This window comes from Bradyrhizobium sp. BR14999 (genome assembly GCF_056106085.1).
The window spans coordinates 4,230,889-4,246,101 of record NZ_CM148536.1 but is presented as its reverse complement, the minus strand read 5'-3'; the positions used below and the strand labels follow the sequence as shown (position 1 = coordinate 4,246,101).

Annotated in this window: 16 protein-coding genes; 9 read left to right on the top strand and 7 right to left on the bottom strand. The window is 65.3% G+C overall.

Annotation, left to right across the window (positions count from 1 at the left end):
• Window positions 1–80: 80 nt before the first annotated feature.
• Window positions 81–1,199, top strand: a complete 1,119-nt coding sequence (locus tag ACR9YP_RS19465) for a branched-chain amino acid ABC transporter substrate-binding protein (RefSeq protein ID WP_474220863.1) — start codon at window positions 81–83, stop codon at window positions 1,197–1,199.
• A gap of 75 nt (window positions 1,200–1,274) precedes the next feature.
• On the opposite strand, the gene ACR9YP_RS19460 is transcribed toward ACR9YP_RS19465, so the two are convergent.
• A complete protein-coding gene (locus tag ACR9YP_RS19460) occupies window positions 1,275–1,658 on the bottom strand; it encodes a response regulator (protein ID WP_474220861.1) in 384 nt (127 codons plus the stop codon).
• Between the two features lie 236 nt (window positions 1,659–1,894).
• Here ACR9YP_RS19460 and ACR9YP_RS19455 point away from each other — a divergent pair, with 236 nt between their 5' ends.
• Together ACR9YP_RS19455 and ACR9YP_RS19450 are read left to right on the top strand one after the other, a co-directional pair.
• Window positions 1,895–4,732 carry a PAS domain S-box protein gene (locus ACR9YP_RS19455; protein WP_474220859.1) on the top strand — a complete coding sequence of 946 codons (2,838 nt, stop codon included), beginning with the start codon at window positions 1,895–1,897 and terminating at the stop codon, window positions 4,730–4,732.
• Window positions 4,733–4,790: 58 nt separating this feature from the next.
• Window positions 4,791–5,789, top strand: coding sequence for a P1 family peptidase (locus ACR9YP_RS19450; protein WP_474220858.1), 999 nt, complete (start codon window positions 4,791–4,793; stop codon window positions 5,787–5,789).
• 229 nt (window positions 5,790–6,018) lie between these two features.
• Here the strand turns inward: ACR9YP_RS19450 and ACR9YP_RS19445 are convergent, their stop codons facing one another.
• Window positions 6,019–6,816 carry an EF-hand domain-containing protein gene (locus ACR9YP_RS19445; RefSeq protein WP_474220857.1) on the bottom strand — a complete coding sequence of 266 codons (798 nt, stop codon included), beginning with the start codon at window positions 6,814–6,816 and terminating at the stop codon, window positions 6,019–6,021.
• A gap of 281 nt (window positions 6,817–7,097) precedes the next feature.
• Between ACR9YP_RS19445 and rpe the strand changes: the two genes are divergently transcribed.
• From rpe to ACR9YP_RS19425, 4 genes are all read left to right on the top strand, one after another.
• Window positions 7,098–7,799, top strand: coding sequence for a ribulose-phosphate 3-epimerase (rpe, locus tag ACR9YP_RS19440; RefSeq protein WP_474220856.1), 702 nt, complete (start codon window positions 7,098–7,100; stop codon window positions 7,797–7,799).
• A 151-nt stretch (window positions 7,800–7,950) separates the two neighbouring features.
• Window positions 7,951–8,094: a hypothetical protein gene (locus tag ACR9YP_RS19435; protein WP_164940187.1), complete on the top strand. Its 144-nt coding sequence runs from the start codon at window positions 7,951–7,953 to the stop codon at window positions 8,092–8,094.
• A gap of 5 nt (window positions 8,095–8,099) precedes the next feature.
• The gene (locus ACR9YP_RS19430) at window positions 8,100–8,279 is read left to right on the top strand and encodes a hypothetical protein (protein WP_474220854.1); all 180 of its coding nucleotides are present in this window, start codon (window positions 8,100–8,102) and stop codon (window positions 8,277–8,279) included.
• Window positions 8,280–8,304: 25 nt separating this feature from the next.
• A complete protein-coding gene (locus tag ACR9YP_RS19425) occupies window positions 8,305–8,496 on the top strand; it encodes a hypothetical protein (protein ID WP_128932928.1) in 192 nt (63 codons plus the stop codon).
• A 22-nt stretch (window positions 8,497–8,518) separates the two neighbouring features.
• Here the strand turns inward: ACR9YP_RS19425 and ACR9YP_RS19420 are convergent, their stop codons facing one another.
• The 5 genes from ACR9YP_RS19420 to ACR9YP_RS19400 all read right to left on the bottom strand — a co-directional run bounded on the left by ACR9YP_RS19420 (window position 8,519) and on the right by ACR9YP_RS19400 (window position 12,872).
• Entirely contained in the window at window positions 8,519–9,958 is a 1,440-nt protein-coding gene (locus ACR9YP_RS19420; protein ID WP_474220852.1) for a serine/threonine protein kinase, read from the bottom strand.
• 5 nt (window positions 9,959–9,963) lie between these two features.
• Window positions 9,964–10,704: a metallophosphoesterase family protein gene (locus ACR9YP_RS19415; RefSeq protein WP_128932926.1), complete on the bottom strand. Its 741-nt coding sequence runs from the start codon at window positions 10,702–10,704 to the stop codon at window positions 9,964–9,966.
• Window positions 10,705–10,820: 116 nt separating this feature from the next.
• Window positions 10,821–11,426 (bottom strand): hypothetical protein, encoded by a 606-nt coding sequence (locus tag ACR9YP_RS19410; RefSeq protein ID WP_091888981.1) that lies wholly within the window; start codon window positions 11,424–11,426, stop codon window positions 10,821–10,823.
• Window positions 11,419–12,105 carry a hypothetical protein gene (locus ACR9YP_RS19405; protein ID WP_128932925.1) on the bottom strand — a complete coding sequence of 229 codons (687 nt, stop codon included), beginning with the start codon at window positions 12,103–12,105 and terminating at the stop codon, window positions 11,419–11,421. Before ACR9YP_RS19405 ends, ACR9YP_RS19410 begins: the two co-directional genes overlap by 8 nt.
• Window positions 12,102–12,872 carry a MotA/TolQ/ExbB proton channel family protein gene (locus tag ACR9YP_RS19400; protein ID WP_474220851.1) on the bottom strand — a complete coding sequence of 257 codons (771 nt, stop codon included), beginning with the start codon at window positions 12,870–12,872 and terminating at the stop codon, window positions 12,102–12,104. Before ACR9YP_RS19400 ends, ACR9YP_RS19405 begins: the two co-directional genes overlap by 4 nt.
• A 213-nt stretch (window positions 12,873–13,085) precedes the next feature.
• On the opposite strand from ACR9YP_RS19400, the gene ACR9YP_RS19395 reads away from it, so the two are divergent.
• A complete protein-coding gene (locus ACR9YP_RS19395; RefSeq protein WP_474220850.1) occupies window positions 13,086–14,456 on the top strand; it encodes a sensor histidine kinase in 1,371 nt (456 codons plus the stop codon).
• A gap of 7 nt (window positions 14,457–14,463) precedes the next feature.
• Window positions 14,464–15,117, top strand: a complete 654-nt coding sequence (locus ACR9YP_RS19390; RefSeq protein WP_370988915.1) for a response regulator — start codon at window positions 14,464–14,466, stop codon at window positions 15,115–15,117.
• Window positions 15,118–15,213: the final 96 nt, after the last annotated feature.

The window sequence follows — 15,213 nt, the reverse complement described above, 5'->3', positions numbered from 1 at the left end:
GCAATTTCATTCGAGAATGGGACCGGTTTGGACCGGGCAAGCCCGGCAACTTCCACAGGCGACCACCCGCGAGGTATCTCATGAAATCACTGAAGCTCATCGGTCTGGCATTCGGCGCATCGCTCGCGCTATCGAGCGCGGCATTCGCGCAGGACGTCACCGTCGCAGTCGCTGGCCCGATGACCGGCGGCGAGTCCGCCTTCGGCCGCCAGATGAAGAACGGCGCCGAGATGGCCGTGGCCGACATCAACGCCGCCGGCGGCGTCAACGGCAAGAAGCTCGCGCTATCCGTCGAGGACGACGCTTGCGATCCGAAGCAGGCGCGCTCGATCGCCGAGAAGATCGCCGGCGCGAAAATCCCGTTCGTGGCCGGGCATTATTGCTCGTCGTCGTCGATCCCCGCCTCTGAAGCCTATGCCGATGGCAACGTGCTTGAGATCACGCCCGCCTCGACCAACCCGCTGTTCACCGAACGCAAGCTCTGGAACGTGGCGCGCGTCTGCGGCCGCGACGACCAGCAGGGCCTGATCGCCGCGCAGTACATCGCCAAGAACTTCAAGGGCAAGAACATCGCGATCCTCAACGACAAGACCACCTACGGCAAGGGTCTTGCCGACGAGACCAAGAAGGCGCTCAACAAGGCCGGCATCACCGAGAAGATGTACGAGTCCTATAACAAGGGCGACAAGGACTTCAACGCGATCGTCTCGCGCCTGAAGCGCGACAACATCGACCTCGTCTACGTCGGCGGCTATCATCAGGAGAGCGGCCTGATCCTGCGTCAGATGCGCGATCAGGGCCTCAAGACCGTGCTGATGGCCGGCGACGCGCTCGCCGACAAGGAGTACGCCTCGATCACCGGTCCGGCCGGCGAAGGCACGCTGTTCACCTTCGGCCCCGATCCGCGCAACAAGCCGACGGCGAAGAAGATCGTCGAGGCCTTCAAGGCCAAGGGCATCGATCCCGAGGGCTACACGCTCTACACCTACGCGGCGATGCAGGTCTGGTCGCAGGCCGCCAAGAAGGCCGGCACCACCGACCCCAAGAAGGTCATGGCGGCGATGAAGGCCGGCAAGTGGGACACCGTGATCGGCCCGATCGAGTATGACGCCAAGGGCGACATCAAGCAGATCGACTACGTCGTCTACAAATGGGACGCCAAGGGCGGCTATACCGAGATCGCCGGCCAAGGCACCTAGCCCGCTGGCGTGGCCTCAGACCGACAAATCATCATCACGCCCCGGCTTGTCCGGGGCGTTTCTTCTTGCGTGAGGTCAGACCGCTGCCGGCAGCTCGCCGCCCACGGCGGCCTGGGCCTGTCGCAGGGCTTGCAGGAGATCATTCGGCCGAAACGGCTTTTGCAGGCAGACCACGTCGGCGAGGTGGGGCGATTCCATGAAATCGAGCGTCGTCACCCCGGATACCGCAACGACGGGCAGCGCAGGCGCGCGCTCACGCAGGGTCGCGATGACGTCGACGCCGCTGGTATCACCGAGGAAGATGTCGACGATCGCCGCGTCAAACGAGCTTTCCGCGAAGGCTTTCAGCCCGGCCGCACCGCTTTCGGCCTCCACGACCTCGAAACGATTGACCCGAAGCACGATCGCGACCATCGCGCGGACGTCCTTCTGGTCGTCGATGATCAGGACGCGAGGCATGGGGACAACTTCCGATATTGAGATCAAATTCGCTGATTCAAACCTGGAACCCGCCGGGACGGAGGGGCATTATGACACCACCCAGTAAAGCGCATCTTACCCCGTCCCTATTCCGCGTTCTCATCGAAATTAAGTAATCTGTAACCTTCGGTTAAGTCGTCACCGGTTCCGTTCACGATCCGCGCCAGAACCGGCTAGCATGAAGGGGGCTAACGGCCGAATGAGACGAAGCGGAGATGCTCAAAACCCTGCTCAAAGCTGACCTGCTCAAGACCGACCCGCGAGAGGTGGACGTGCCTGCACCGATCGACCGAAGCACATTTCTTTCGACCCTGCCGGCCACCTCGACCGACCGCAGCGCGGCATTGACGATTGTCGGCGTGTCCTCGATCCTGTTCGCGGCGGCCGTGCCCTTCGCGGGTACCCCGCTCCTGCCCGTCCCCGCCTTCGTCGCGAGTTATCAATCGGCGCTCGCCGTGAGCGACATCGTCACGGCAGTGCTGCTGCTGTCACAATTTGCAGTCTTACGGACCCGTGCGTTGCTGTGGCTTGCGACCGGTTATCTCTTCACCGCCGCAGCGGCACTGGTCCATGCCCTCACCTTCCCCGGCCTGTTCACACCGACCGGGCTCTTCGGCGCGGGCCGGCAGACCACGGTCTGGCTTTACATGATCTGGCACGGCGTCTTCCCGCTATGCGTGCTGGGCTATGCCTGGCTGAAGGAAAAGGACGGGGGCCCGCGGGTTCGGACTGTGACGAGCAGGGCGATCTGCGCCAGCGTGCTCGGCGTCATCGTCGCGATGGCCGTCTTCACCTGGGTCGTCACCGTGCAGCACGATCTGTTGCCGGTCCTGCTGCGCGACGGCCGCTACACGCCGACCATGATCGGCGTCGTGTCCTTCGTGTGGTCGCTGAGCTTTGCCGCGCTCGTCTCGCTCTGGTTCCGCAGGCCGCATTCGGTGATCGACGTCTGGCTCATGGTCGTCATGTGCGCCTGGCTGTTCGACATCGCACTGTCGGCGATCGTCAACGTCGCACGCTTCGATCTGGGCTTCTATGCCGGCCGGCTCTATGGCCTCGGCGCGGCGACGTTCGTGCTCGCGGTGCTCCTCATCGAGAATGTCCGCCTTCAGGCGCATACGGTGGGCCTCGTCGGCAGGTTGCGCCAGCAATCGGCTTCGGAACGCGACTATTACGGCAAACGCCTCGCCCTGTACGGCGCGGTGGTCGAATCCTCCAACGACGCCATCATCACGAAAACGCTCGACGGCATCATCACCGGCTGGAACAAGGCCGCCGAACATCTGTTCGGCTATTCCGCTGCAGAGGCGATCGGCAAGCCGATCGACATCATCGTGCCGCCGGATCTCAAGGGCGAAGTCAGGAGCATCCTCAACCGGATCGCCAGCAACGAGTCGATCGCCCAGCACGAGACGATCCGCATCCGAAAAGACGGACGCCCGCTCGACGTCGTCCTGAATGTCTCCCCTTTGCGCACAGATCATGGCGAGATCATCGGCGCCTCCAAGATCGCGCATGACATTACCGAAGAGAAGCAAGCGAGAGAGAAGCTGCGCCGCGAGACCGAAGAACGCCAGCGCATCTTCGAGACATCGCAGGACCTGATCCTGGTCACTGACGGCTATGGCAATTTCGTCCAGATCAGCCCGAGCGTGAAGAACATCCTCGGCTACAGCCCCGAGGACATGGTCGGGCACAGCGCGACCGAGTTCATCCATCCCGACGATCTCGAGAACACGCGGAGCGAGATGCGCGCGGCCCGGCGCGGCGCGGTCAAGCGCAGTTTCGAGGCGCGCTACTACCACTACGACGGTCACGAGGTCACGCTGAACTGGATGGGCACCTGGTCGGAGCCGGTGAAGCGCCACTTCTTCATCGGCCGCGACCTCACCGACAAGCAGGCCGCCGAGGCCCAGCTCCGGCAGGTCCAGAAGATGGACTCCATCGGCCAGTTGACCGGCGGCGTCGCCCACGACTTCAACAACGTGCTGACCGTCATCACGGGCACGATCGGCATTCTCAGCGACGCCGTCGCCGACCGGCCCGAACTTGCCGCCATCACAAAGTTGATCGACGATGCCGCCGAGCGGGGCGCGCAGCTGACCAAGCACCTGCTTGCCTTCGCGCGCAAGCAGCCGCTGCAGCCGCGCGAGATCGACGTCAACGCACTGGTGCTAGAAGCCGCCAAGCTGTTGCATCCCACGCTCGGCGAGCAGATCACGATCGTGCCGCAGCTCACCGAGGATGCCTGGCCGACACTGGTCGACCCGGGCCAGCTCTCCACCGCGATCCTCAATCTGGCCTTGAACGCGCGCGACGCCATGCCCGACGGCGGCACCTTGGTGCTGGAGACGCGCAACATCTTCCTCGACGATGGCTATGCCAGCATGAACCCTGACATGGTCGCCGGCAGCTACGTGATGATCGCGGTCAGCGACACCGGCAGCGGAATTCCGGCGGACCTGATCGACCGTGTGTTCGATCCCTTCTTCACCACCAAGGAGGTCGGCAAGGGCACCGGCCTCGGCTTGAGCATGGTGTTCGGCTTCGTCAAACAGTCTGGCGGCCACATCAAGATCTACAGCGAGGAAGGCCACGGCACGAGCGTGAAGATCTACCTGCCGCGCTCGACCGGGGTGCAGGAGACCGAGTTCGAAGCGCTCCAGAATGCGCCCATCACCGGCGGCAACGAGAAGATTCTGATCGTCGAGGATGACGCGCTGGTGCGGCAATATGTTGTGACGCAGGTCAAGAGCCTCGGCTATACCGCGCTCGAGGCCGCTAACGGCGCCGAGGCCCTCACCATCATCGATAGCGACAAGACCATTGACCTACTCTTCACCGACATCATCATGCCCGGCAACATGAACGGCCGCCAGCTTGCAGACGAAGCGCACAAGCGCCGCCCCGACCTGAAGACGCTGTTCACCTCGGGCTACACCGAGAACGCCATCGTCCATCACGGCCGGCTGGATTCCGGCGTGCTGCTGCTGGCCAAGCCCTACCGCAAGTCCGAGCTCGCCAAGATGCTCAGGACGGCCCTCGCCAGTTGAGCCTGCAACGTCTCTGCGCTATCGCAGGTGCGAACTCCTCTCAGGTTACGAGGCCAGTTTGAAAAATCTCTTCACCGACATCGCCGGCGTCCGCGTCGGCCATGCCGAAGACGCAAAAGCCGGCTCGGGCGCGACCGCGGTTATCTTCGATTCTCCGGCGGTCGCCGCCATCGACGTTCGCGGCGGCGGACCCGGCACGCGCGAGGACGCATTGCTCGATCTTGCCAACACCGTCGAGCGCGTCGACGCCATCGCGCTGTCGGGCGGCTCCGCCTTTGGCCTCGATACCGGCGGCGGCGTGCAGGCCTGGCTCGCCGAGCAGGGCCGCGGCTTCCGGGTTCGCGAAGCGCTGATCCCGATCGTGCCGGGCGCGATCCTGTTCGACCTCCTCAACGGTGGCGACAAGGCCTGGGGACGCTTCTCGCCCTATCGCGACCTCGGCTACGCCGCGGCAGCCGCCGCCGGCACGGACTTCGCGCTCGGCAGCGTCGGCGCCGGCCTCGGTGCCACCACCGCGACGTTCAAGGGCGGGCTCGGCTCGGCCTCGGCGGTGACGCCCGATGGCGTCAAGGTCGCGGCGATCGTCGCCGTCAACGCGGTGGGCAGCGTCACCGTCGGCGACGGACCGTGGTTCTGGGCGGCGCCGTTCGAGGTGGACGGCGAATTCGGCGGACGCGGGCTGCCAGACAAATTCACCGACGACATGCTCCGCATGCGCATCAAGGGCGGTCCCGCGGCGAGCGCGCGCGAAAACACCACTATCGGCGCCGTCGTCACCGACGCGGTGCTGACCAAACCCCAGGCCAAGCGGCTGGCGATGATCGCGCATACCGGCTTTGCCCGCGCGATCTATCCGGTGCATGCGCCGACCGACGGCGACGTGCTGTTCGCCGCAGCGACGTGCGCGAAGCCGATCGAGCCGCTGGTCGGCCTCACCGAGCTTGGCACGATCGCTGCCAACGTCGTCGCACGCGCGATCGCGCGTGGTGTGTACAGCGCGACGGCCTTGCCGTTCCCCGGTGCGCAGCCGGCGTGGAGGGATCGGTTTGGGACGTAAGGGGCACACATCTCTCACCACGTCGCGCGTCATCGCCCGGCGAAGACCGGGCGATCCAGTATTCCAGAGACAGGATTGATTGGACCGAGAGGTCGCGGCGTACTGGATGCCCCGGTCCCGGCTCCGCCAAGGCTACGCCGGGGCCACAAGGGTGCTCGGCCGCCGAAGCTTTAGCGAAGGCGGCAAGCCGGGGCATGACAGCGTTAGTTGTGGAGAGCGCGCGTGGTGCTTAGACGCTCATCGACATGGACGAACCGGCAGTTGCTGACGCGCCTTGCCCCTGCCCGCCTTGCCGCTGCATCAACTGCGCGAACAGATCGTAGGCCGAGTTACCGGAACTGCTGGAGGCGCCCGGCACCGTGGTCGACATCTTAAAGCCGTCGGCATAGGTGACGGTGGTGGTGGTCGAGCCGTCGGCGTTGGTCGTCGTGGTCGAGGTCGACCCACCGCTCGACGACGAGGAATCCGAGCCGCTGGAGGCGTCGCCCGCGCCGTTCGCGCCATGGGCGTGGTGGCCGCGGTGACCGCTCTTCAGCGCCTTCGACATCTCATCCAGGCTGATGCTGTCATCCGAGTTCGCATCCATCTTCGAGAACACGTCGTCGGCCTGCGCCAGATTGGTGCCGCCGGCGCCCAGCGCATCCTCGAACTCGGACTTGGTGATCTTGCCGTCGCCATCCGCATCGATCTGCGAGAACAGATCCTCCAGCGCCGACTCCCGGTCCTTCGAGGTCGAGGACGCCGAACTCGACGAGGTCGCGCTGGTCGCGCCGCTCGCGCCGTCGGCCGACTGGCTTTGCGCCGCGAACAACGCATTCATCGTTTCGGGCGATATCGGCGGATACCTGCCCGAATTAACCGACGAGGTCGCGCCGCTGGTCGTGCTGCTGTTGCCGCTGTCGATCGCGAACGGATTGGTTGCACCTTGGGAAGATCCCGTCTTCTGCGTTGCCGATGACGATTTCGAGTTCGTCAGCGACTGGATCGCGTCGAGCGCACTCGATACCGCGCCTAGGGCGAACAACATTGCACAACTCCAACCGGTGCGGCATGCCGCGGCCAATGTTCCGAAGACGGCTCAGCAAGAGACGACGTCAGAAGGAGACGTCAGCAAGCGTCGTGCCAGCGTGAAAAGCTCAATGAAATCCGCCTTCGCTGCGCCTTGCACGGTTCGGGAACACCGGCAATTCGTGCCGGTCGCGGCAGAAATTTCCGCCCACAGGAAGCAGCTTCCCCCTGCATTGCCTGCCGCGGAGGCCCATGTTAGGCGAGGCCGTTCTTGTTTCGGCCGCCACCGGAAACCGCGTCATGACCCAAGCCTTCGCCCCTCGCCCCCTGGCCATCGCACCCTCGATCCTGGCCTCGGATTTCTCCAAGCTCGGCGAGGAGGTGCGCGCGGTGGATGCCGCCGGCGCAGACTGGATCCATCTCGACGTGATGGATGGGCACTTCGTGCCCAACATCTCCTACGGCCCTGATGTCATCAAGGCGATGCGCCCGCACACGAAGAAGATCTTCGACGCGCATCTGATGATCTCGCCCTGCGACCCCTATCTCGAGGCCTTCGCGAAAGCCGGCTGCGACCACATCACTGTGCATGCGGAGGCTGGTCCCCATCTGCACCGTTCGCTCCAGGCCATCCGCGCGCTCGGCAAGAAGGCAGGCGTCTCGCTCAACCCGGGCACGCCGATCAGCGCGCTCGAATACGTGCTCGATCTGGTCGACCTCGTGCTGGTGATGTCGGTCAATCCCGGCTTCGGCGGCCAGGCCTTCATCCCCTCTGCGATCGGCAAGATCCATGACATCCGCGCGATGACTGCGGGACGCCCGATCGACATCGAGGTCGACGGGGGTGTCGGTCCCGACGTTGCCGGCGCGCTCGCGGCGGCCGGCGCCAACGCCTTCGTCGCAGGCACTTCCGTGTTCAGAGGCGGCACGCAGGAGGCCTACAAGACCAACATCGCGGCCATCCGCAATGCGGCGCTAGGGGCGCGCGGCGAAGCGATTTGAGCTGGATCGGGAGCCCGCAAACCTGCGGCTCGTACCGGTGTTGCAGCGCGCAATGCCTAAAACTGCAACCTTGATCCGTACTCATCCGGACTTCACTGATTCGTGCAAATCACCGCAAGTGACTCCTGCCTGCTTTTGACGGGAGCAAATCATGACGACGACCCTGGTTTGGACTGGCGTAGCGTTGTGGTTCGGATTCAATGCGGCGATTGCAGCTCGCAGCCTCTACGTGGCACGACCGGTGAAGGCCCCAACTTCGGCCCGCATCATCCCGCTTCATCGTCACCGGGACTGAGCGCGATGCAGATCGCACTCGTGAAGCGCCAGCCGAAGCGCAGGTGCCGGATCCCGCGTCGCCCGCATCCGAGCCTCGATGATTTCTTCGGCCGCCTCGAACGCGCCGACGGCACGCTGGATAACGATGCCTGGCCCGACAATTCGGACCTCGACCATTCGTTCTCCTCGCAGCGCCGACACTGAGATTTCCTTTTCCGGACCGCCTCCCATGAAGCCGCACTGCCCGAACTGCCTGAAGGAAATGACCAAGGCGTCCGCGTCGCGCAACCTGTTCAACTGCGAGCCCTGCCGCGAGATCATCCAGTATTTTGGCGGCAGTGCGGATCACGGCGAGCCCGGCCCGCAATTCTCCTGGCCCATCCGCCGTAAGCGCGCGGCTCACACCGTCCACGCGGCCTGATCCGCCGTTCGGAGGCGCAGCCCTATCCGGCCGCCTCGCCGGCATCCGCTTCGGCTGCATCCCCCGCCATTCGCGGCGGCCGCACCACGGTGACGGTGCAGGCTGCTTCCGAGGCCACCTTGGCCGAGACGCTGCCGAGCAGCGTACGGCGGAACGAGCTCTGCCGTGCCCCGATGATGACGTGGTCGACCTGATTGACCGCGGCGAACTCAAGGATCGCAGCGGCGGGATCGACGGCTTCCAGCACATGAACCGACAGCCGGCTCTCATCCAGCTTGAGCGGCGTCGCCCAATGCCGGAGCGCGACCAGGCGATCGATATGCTTGTTGGAGCCCTGCTCGTCGAGCGTCCGGTCGATCGCGATGCGGTTGAGCTTGAGCACGTTGAGGCAGGCAAGTCGCGCCGAGGGCAGCGTGGCAAGGATGCGCTCGGTCGTCACGCGCAGCGCCTCGTTCAGCTCCGGTGCGCCCTCCACCGTGTCGAGCGCCACCGCAAGAATTGGGCCCGACGCGATCTGCGCCGCGACATCCGATTTGGCCCGTGGCTGCATGACGCCCTGATTGAAGCGGCGCCGCCACGCGATGCCCAGGGAATCACGCTTCAGCCGCTCCGCGCGCGCGGTGAGCTTGACCTGATCCGGATGGGTGAGGTCGAAGGCGAGCTGGGATGCCGTCGGATAGCGCCACACCGGCTCGATCTCGAGGCAGCGCAGCACCACCTCCTGGAGCCAGGGCGGATAGTCGGCGCGCAATGCGCGCGGCGGATAGGGATCGCGCCACAGCCGGCGCCGCATCGCGCGCAACGTCTCACCCTCGCCGAAGGGACGCTCGCCCGTGGTGAAGAAATACAGCAGCACGCCGAGCGAGAACAGGTCACTGCGCGGATCGTCACGAACACCAAGCAGCCGCTCGGGGGCCATGTAAGGCGCGGTCCCGTAAGGCAGGCGAAATTCTTCCTGCAGCAGGTCCGGTAGATGGTTGTGGTGCGACAGGCCGTAATCGATCAGCACGGCCTCGCCGCTCTCGCGGAACATGATGCTGCTTGGCTTGATGTCGTGATGGATCACGTTCTGCCGGTGCAGGTCGGCGAGGCCTGTCGCGATCTTCGCCACGAGTTGCCGCGCCTCGTCATAAGGCAGCGGCAGGTCCGGCAGCCGCTTGTAGAGCGTCGTGCCGACGATGCGCTCGATCACGACATAGGCCTGGTGCGCGAAATCCCCGGTGCCGAAACAGGCCGGCACGTGCGGCCCTGCGAGCCGCGGCAGGATCATCATCTCCATCTCGAAGGAGACGATCGCGGCGGGATCCTCGCCCTCCGACACCCGCGGGATCTTCATCAGCGAGGGCACATCGATGCCGGGATGGGTGACGGTCCACAGCGTCGCCATTCCGCCAGCATGCACGCACTCGCCGATGGTGAAGCCGTCGATCACAGCGCCAGATTTGACCAGCGGTTTCGGCATCGCCGTCAGCGCCCCTGCGAGAGGCGGTCGGCCAGCCAATGCGGCAGGCCGTTCTCGCGGATCCGGTTTGCGGCCGTCTCGATATCGTAGGGCGCGCGGCAATAGGTGATCTGGCACGAGACCGTGTCGAACAGCACGAAGGCCGCGGATGGATCGCCGTCGCGGGGCTGGCCGACCGAACCGAGCACGGCAAGCCATTGCCGCCCGCGTAAGAGCTGCACGGACACGTCGGTCTTCGGCACAAAGCTCGTCATCTTCGCCGTCACCGACATCGAATAGAGCGCCGGACGGTGGATGTGGCCGCAGAAGGTGACGTGGGCGGGCGTCGATATCAGGCTCTTGGCGGCATCGGCCGTTGATCGGACATAGTGCCAGCGCTGTGGGCTGGAGGCTTCCGAATGCACGAACAGACGGCCGTCGTCCTCCACCAGCATCGGCAATTCGGCCAGGAACCGCCGCTGCGCGCTATCGAGCCGGCCGCGGGTCCATTCGATCGCGACCTGCGCCTCGACATTCATGGTCTCGGCCGAGGAATTGACCGCTTGGTCGTGATTGCCGCGCACGGCAATGGCGCCGCCGGCGACGAGCTCCATCGCTGTGTCCACGACCCATTCCGGATCGGCGCCATAGCCGACGAAATCACCGAGCAGGACGAAGCGCTCCGCGCCCTTCGCACGGGCGATCTTCAGGCACGCCTCGAACGCCTGCCGGTTGCCGTGGATATCCGAGAAGACAGCTAGGAGCACGCACCCTCCACCCTCAAATCTTATCGGAAGCCGATAAGGCCAAATTGAGGGACGTCAAGAACATGCGCCGGAGCGGGTCGGTTTTCCAGCGGGTCGCTGCCGCGATGGTGAAGGGCCTATTGCTCGTCCTTTGGTGGCATTCGGGGCGGCGGCAGCGGCGTGAATACGGCGCTTTGCGCGCCGGCCGGCGGGGCGTTGAACTCGCCGGTCGAGGAATCGCCGCCACTGGTCTCCAGGATCGTCTTCGGCGTCACATATTCCCGCACCATGTCGATCAGGCTGCCGTCACCGCCGCCGAAATCGGCGGCGCGCCCGCCCTGCGGATGCCCGGCCGCGATCTCGTTCTGCGCCGCATGGGTCTTGTCGGCCAGCCTGTCGTCGTAGGGCACCCGGAACGCCCGCGGAATGCCGCTCGGGCGATTGTCTTCGTCCAGCGCCTCGACCCACAGATAGATCGAGCCGGGGTCGCCCTCCAGCGAATGCGGCTCGACGATGCGGGCCTGGAGCAGCTTGAAGGCGGCCGGCATCCGGTCGGAGCTGGCCCAGCCGAGTAGCCCGCGCATCTCGGTGAAGCTGACGACATAGAAGGCGCTGGTCACGACCACCGCGACCGCCTTCAGTGACCAGTGCAGCCTCGCATAGACCAGAACGACCAGCAGCAGCGCGCCTACGACGGCGTAGGCGACCGACAGCGAGAGGATGACCGTCTGCAGGCTAATCACGGCGCACCCTCACAGCGTTCTTGCTCACACCGGTCTTGGGATCGACATCGCCGCCGTTGCGCCAACTGCTGCGAAACGTCTCCAGCAGCGACTTCGGCCGCTGATCCACATTGACCACCTTGCCCTCGGCATCGAGCCGGAACCGAACCGCGGTCTTCTCGTCGCCGGTGTGGTCGAGCGTAAACTTATTGTCGAAGATCACCTGCGCGGTCGGATTGAGCTTCTGCACCTTCACATTGGCCGTCACGGGCTCGCCGGTCGTCGCGACGAAATGCGAGACGTTGACGGTGTATTCGCCGGCGAGGATACCACGCACGGTGACGATCTCCTCGCGGATCGGCGAGGCGATCTTCTTGCCGGCGACGATGATGAAGTCATTGGCGCCGCCGCGATCGTCGCGGTCGAGCGTGAGGAAGCCGGCCTCGCGGTGGCGATACCAGGCGATGTTGCCGGCAGGGTCCTGCACGAACAGGTCGAGATCGTCGGGGTGATTGTCCGGCCAGTCCAGCGTGATCATGAACTCGGCCTTGGAATCGATCTTGCCGTCCTTGGCATCCGGCGAGACCGCAAGCAATGCCAGAAAGAACAGGAACGCGATCACCTGGAGCGCCTTGAACAGCATCACGCCGAGCGGATCGAACGCCTCCTCGCGCGGATAGAGACCGAAATCATCCATCATGACGGCGTCCCAGATCCCCTGCGCTCCAGGACCGGGGTCACATAGGTCTCGGTCAGCACCACCGCATCCGAGAACACCCGCTGGGTCGCCGCATCCAGCATGTAGTACTGGATGCGGACCAGGATCGAGCCGACGAGGCCCGCCAGCGTGGTGTACATCGCCACCGCCATGCCGTCGCTCATCAGCCCCATCGAGGAGCGCATCGCGGTCTTGTCGGCGGCATCCAGGCCCGCGATCGGCGCCAGCATGATGATGAAGCCGATGATGGTGCCGAGCAGGCCGAGCTTCATCAGCGTATCCGAGACGAAGGCGCCGAAGCCGTTGGAGCCACGCAGGCGGTCGGCGAGCGTCCGCAGCAGCAGCGTCTGGTCGACCGGCCGGTAGCCTTGCGCGGCGGCCTTGGTCACGAGGCTCTCGATGTGATCGCGCACGAGGCCGCGCGGCAGCGCCGTCGCCCCCGCATCCAGCGCCTTGCTGCCGCCGACGGCCGACAGCACCGCCCGGCAGCGCCGTGCCGCGGCGCCCTCCCGCGCGATCGCCCGCGTCCGCAGGAAGCAGTGGCCGCAGGTGACGACATAAAGCACCGCGATCACGCTCGAAATGTAGGTGCGGTCGGAGGTCAGCATCAGGTGGATCAGGCCGAAGCGCCACAACAGCACGACGGCGAAGACCGAGAGCCCGGTAAAAATCATCCAGAACAGCAGCGCGCTGCGCTCGGAGGGGTCGGTCGCGGTCCCTGCGATCGGTCCAATCGTCATAGAACTCATGCTGCACTGCTCCTGACTTGCGCCGATTGGCTTGCGACGATTGGCCGAGAAAGATTCTTGCCCGATTAGATCAAAGCCGCCGCGCCAGGTCCAAAGACCCATGCCCAATCCGGCTTGGGAAATTTGCCCGAGCTGCCATCCTGCCGTTCCCCGCAATTGGCAAGGCGCGGCGGCGTTGTTAGGCTGAGCTTACCAAACGTTGGGGGTGATCGCATGCGCCTCGTGCTTCAGCTCGTCGCCCGTCTGCTGCTCATTGTGGCGCTTTGCCTGGGAGCGGCGACGGTGTGGGCCACGTTCGACGCCTACCGCAGTGTCGACCGGGCGACGGCGGCCTCCGCGCAGCGGGTCGCGCAGGCGCTTCAGGCGCTATATTGGCGTGAGCTTTTGTTGCGCAGCAGCAGAGCCCGCGAGCATCTCTTGCCGGTTCCAGATTGGCGCACGCTGGAGACGATGAAGCTGATCTCGCCCGGCGTCTGCGTCGAGTTCCAGCCAGCCGCGGCGTTCGAGAAGCCGCTCTGCGGCCAGAGCCAAGGCATCGGCAAGACACCACCGCGCTGGTTCGCATCGATCGTGCCGACCTTCCTCGGCAGCCACGCCGAGGTGGTGCGGCCTGTCAGTCCCCGCGCGGCAGCCGCCGGCACGGTGGTTGCGACGCCGGACGCCGCCGCCGCAATCTCGCTCGCCTGGGAGTACATCCTCAACGTGATCGACGTTGCTCTGCTGATGGCGGCGGCAATCGCTCTGCTGGCTTCGCTCGCGATCGCGCACGCGCTGGCGCCGGCACGCACCATCGTCACCGCCTTGCAGCGCATGGCGCGCGGCCAGTATCGCACGAAGCTGCCGCGCTTCCGTTCGATGGAGCTTGCGATGATCGGCAGCGCCGTCGATGCGCTCGGCGGCCGGCTGGAGGAGGCCACCGAGCAGCGCGCAGCGCTGACACGGCGGCTGATCGAGATCCGCGACGACGAACGCCGCGCGCTCGCCCGCGAGCTCCACGACGAATTCGGGCAAAATCTCTCCGCCATCCTCGCCTTCGCCAACACCATCGAGACGGCGAGCGCGAAGGAAAGCAAAGACAATGGCATCGCGCAGGATGCGCGCATGATCTCGCAGGCCACCCATCACCTGATGGCGTCGCTGCGCGATGCGCTGAAGCGGCTGCGCAATCCCCTGCCCGAGGAGCTTGGGCTAGAGGCCAGTCTCGTCAATCTCGTCGACAGCTGGCGTTCGCAGAGCGCGGCGCGGCCGACGATCCAGCTCGATCTCAGGGGCGATCTCACCGACATCAGCGGTCCGGCGGCCACCACCGCCTATCGCGTGGCGCAGGAATGCCTGACCAATGCCCTGCGTCACGGCTCGGCGCGCGAGATCTCGTTGCGCATCGAGCGCCAAGCCGGCGAGGACGACGCGCTCCTGATCCGTGTCGAGGACGACGGCGGCGGCGATGCGGAGCGCGTCGCGCAATCGGCCGGCTTCGGCCTCACCGGCATCCGCGAACGTGTTGCGGCCGCCGGTGGATCGCTGTCAATCCTGCCAGCGACCCGCGGCCTCAGCGTGGCCGCCACCATCCCGCTCGCCGCGTGAGGCCGAGATGAGCGAGGTCGCGGCAACAGGAATCTCCGTGCTGCTGGTCGACGACCACCCGATCGTGCGGCAAGGCTACCGGCGCGTGCTGGAAAGCCAGGGCGATCTTCGCGTCGTGGCGGAAGCCGACAACGCCGCGGACGCCTATGGCGCCTTCAAAGCGCACGATCCCGATGTCGTCGTGCTTGATATCTCGATGCCCGGCGCGAGTGGGCTGGAGGCAATCCGCAACATCCGCGCGCGCAGCCCGCGGGCGCGCATTCTCGTCTTCACCATGCACAACGAAGCAGTGCTGGTGAAAGCCGCCTTCGGCGCCGGCGCCTCTGGCTTCGTCACCAAGAGCAGCGAGCCGTCGGCAGTCGTGAATGCGATCCGCAGCGTGGCGCGCGGCGAGCGCGCCATGAGCGACGACATCGCGCATATTTTAGCCGAGGACAGCCTGTCGCCGACCGGTTCGGCGCTGGATCAACTGGGCGAGCGTGAGATCGAGATCCTGCGGCAGTTCGCCGGCGGCGCCACCACCGAGCAGATCGCAGCGCATCTCAACCTCAGTGTGAAGACGGTGCAGAACTATCACTATCTGATCAAGTCGAAGACAGGCGCGCGCACGGACGCGCAGCTCGTGCGGCTTGCGGCGTCGTGCGGGTTGACGAGGATCTAGCAGCAGAGCTGCCGCATCGCTTCAGTCCCGTGAACCTTCTCAATGTGCCGAGCGGAATGGAACGGAGACCGTTCAGTTTCGGTTAGCAACGGAGTG

What these genes read in the sequence shown, in the direction of transcription:
- ACR9YP_RS19405 (WP_128932925.1), bottom strand. Translation starts at nt 12,105, where the DNA reads ATGATGGATGATTTCGGTCTCTATCCGCGCGAGGAGGCGTTCGATCCG.
- ACR9YP_RS19445 (WP_474220857.1), bottom strand. Translation starts at nt 6,816, where the DNA reads ATGTTGTTCGCCCTAGGCGCGGTATCGAGTGCGCTCGACGCGATCCAG.
- ACR9YP_RS19465 (WP_474220863.1), top strand. Translation starts at nt 81, where the DNA reads ATGAAATCACTGAAGCTCATCGGTCTGGCATTCGGCGCATCGCTCGCG.
- rpe (WP_474220856.1), top strand. Translation starts at nt 7,098, where the DNA reads ATGACCCAAGCCTTCGCCCCTCGCCCCCTGGCCATCGCACCCTCGATC.
- ACR9YP_RS19435 (WP_164940187.1), top strand. Translation starts at nt 7,951, where the DNA reads ATGACGACGACCCTGGTTTGGACTGGCGTAGCGTTGTGGTTCGGATTC.
- ACR9YP_RS19400 (WP_474220851.1), bottom strand. Translation starts at nt 12,872, where the DNA reads ATGAGTTCTATGACGATTGGACCGATCGCAGGGACCGCGACCGACCCC.
- ACR9YP_RS19430 (WP_474220854.1), top strand. Translation starts at nt 8,100, where the DNA reads ATGCAGATCGCACTCGTGAAGCGCCAGCCGAAGCGCAGGTGCCGGATC.
- ACR9YP_RS19425 (WP_128932928.1), top strand. Translation starts at nt 8,305, where the DNA reads ATGAAGCCGCACTGCCCGAACTGCCTGAAGGAAATGACCAAGGCGTCC.
- ACR9YP_RS19420 (WP_474220852.1), bottom strand. Translation starts at nt 9,958, where the DNA reads ATGCCGAAACCGCTGGTCAAATCTGGCGCTGTGATCGACGGCTTCACC.
- ACR9YP_RS19395 (WP_474220850.1), top strand. Translation starts at nt 13,086, where the DNA reads ATGCGCCTCGTGCTTCAGCTCGTCGCCCGTCTGCTGCTCATTGTGGCG.
- ACR9YP_RS19390 (WP_370988915.1), top strand. Translation starts at nt 14,464, where the DNA reads ATGAGCGAGGTCGCGGCAACAGGAATCTCCGTGCTGCTGGTCGACGAC.
- ACR9YP_RS19460 (WP_474220861.1), bottom strand. Translation starts at nt 1,658, where the DNA reads ATGCCTCGCGTCCTGATCATCGACGACCAGAAGGACGTCCGCGCGATG.
- ACR9YP_RS19455 (WP_474220859.1), top strand. Translation starts at nt 1,895, where the DNA reads ATGCTCAAAACCCTGCTCAAAGCTGACCTGCTCAAGACCGACCCGCGA.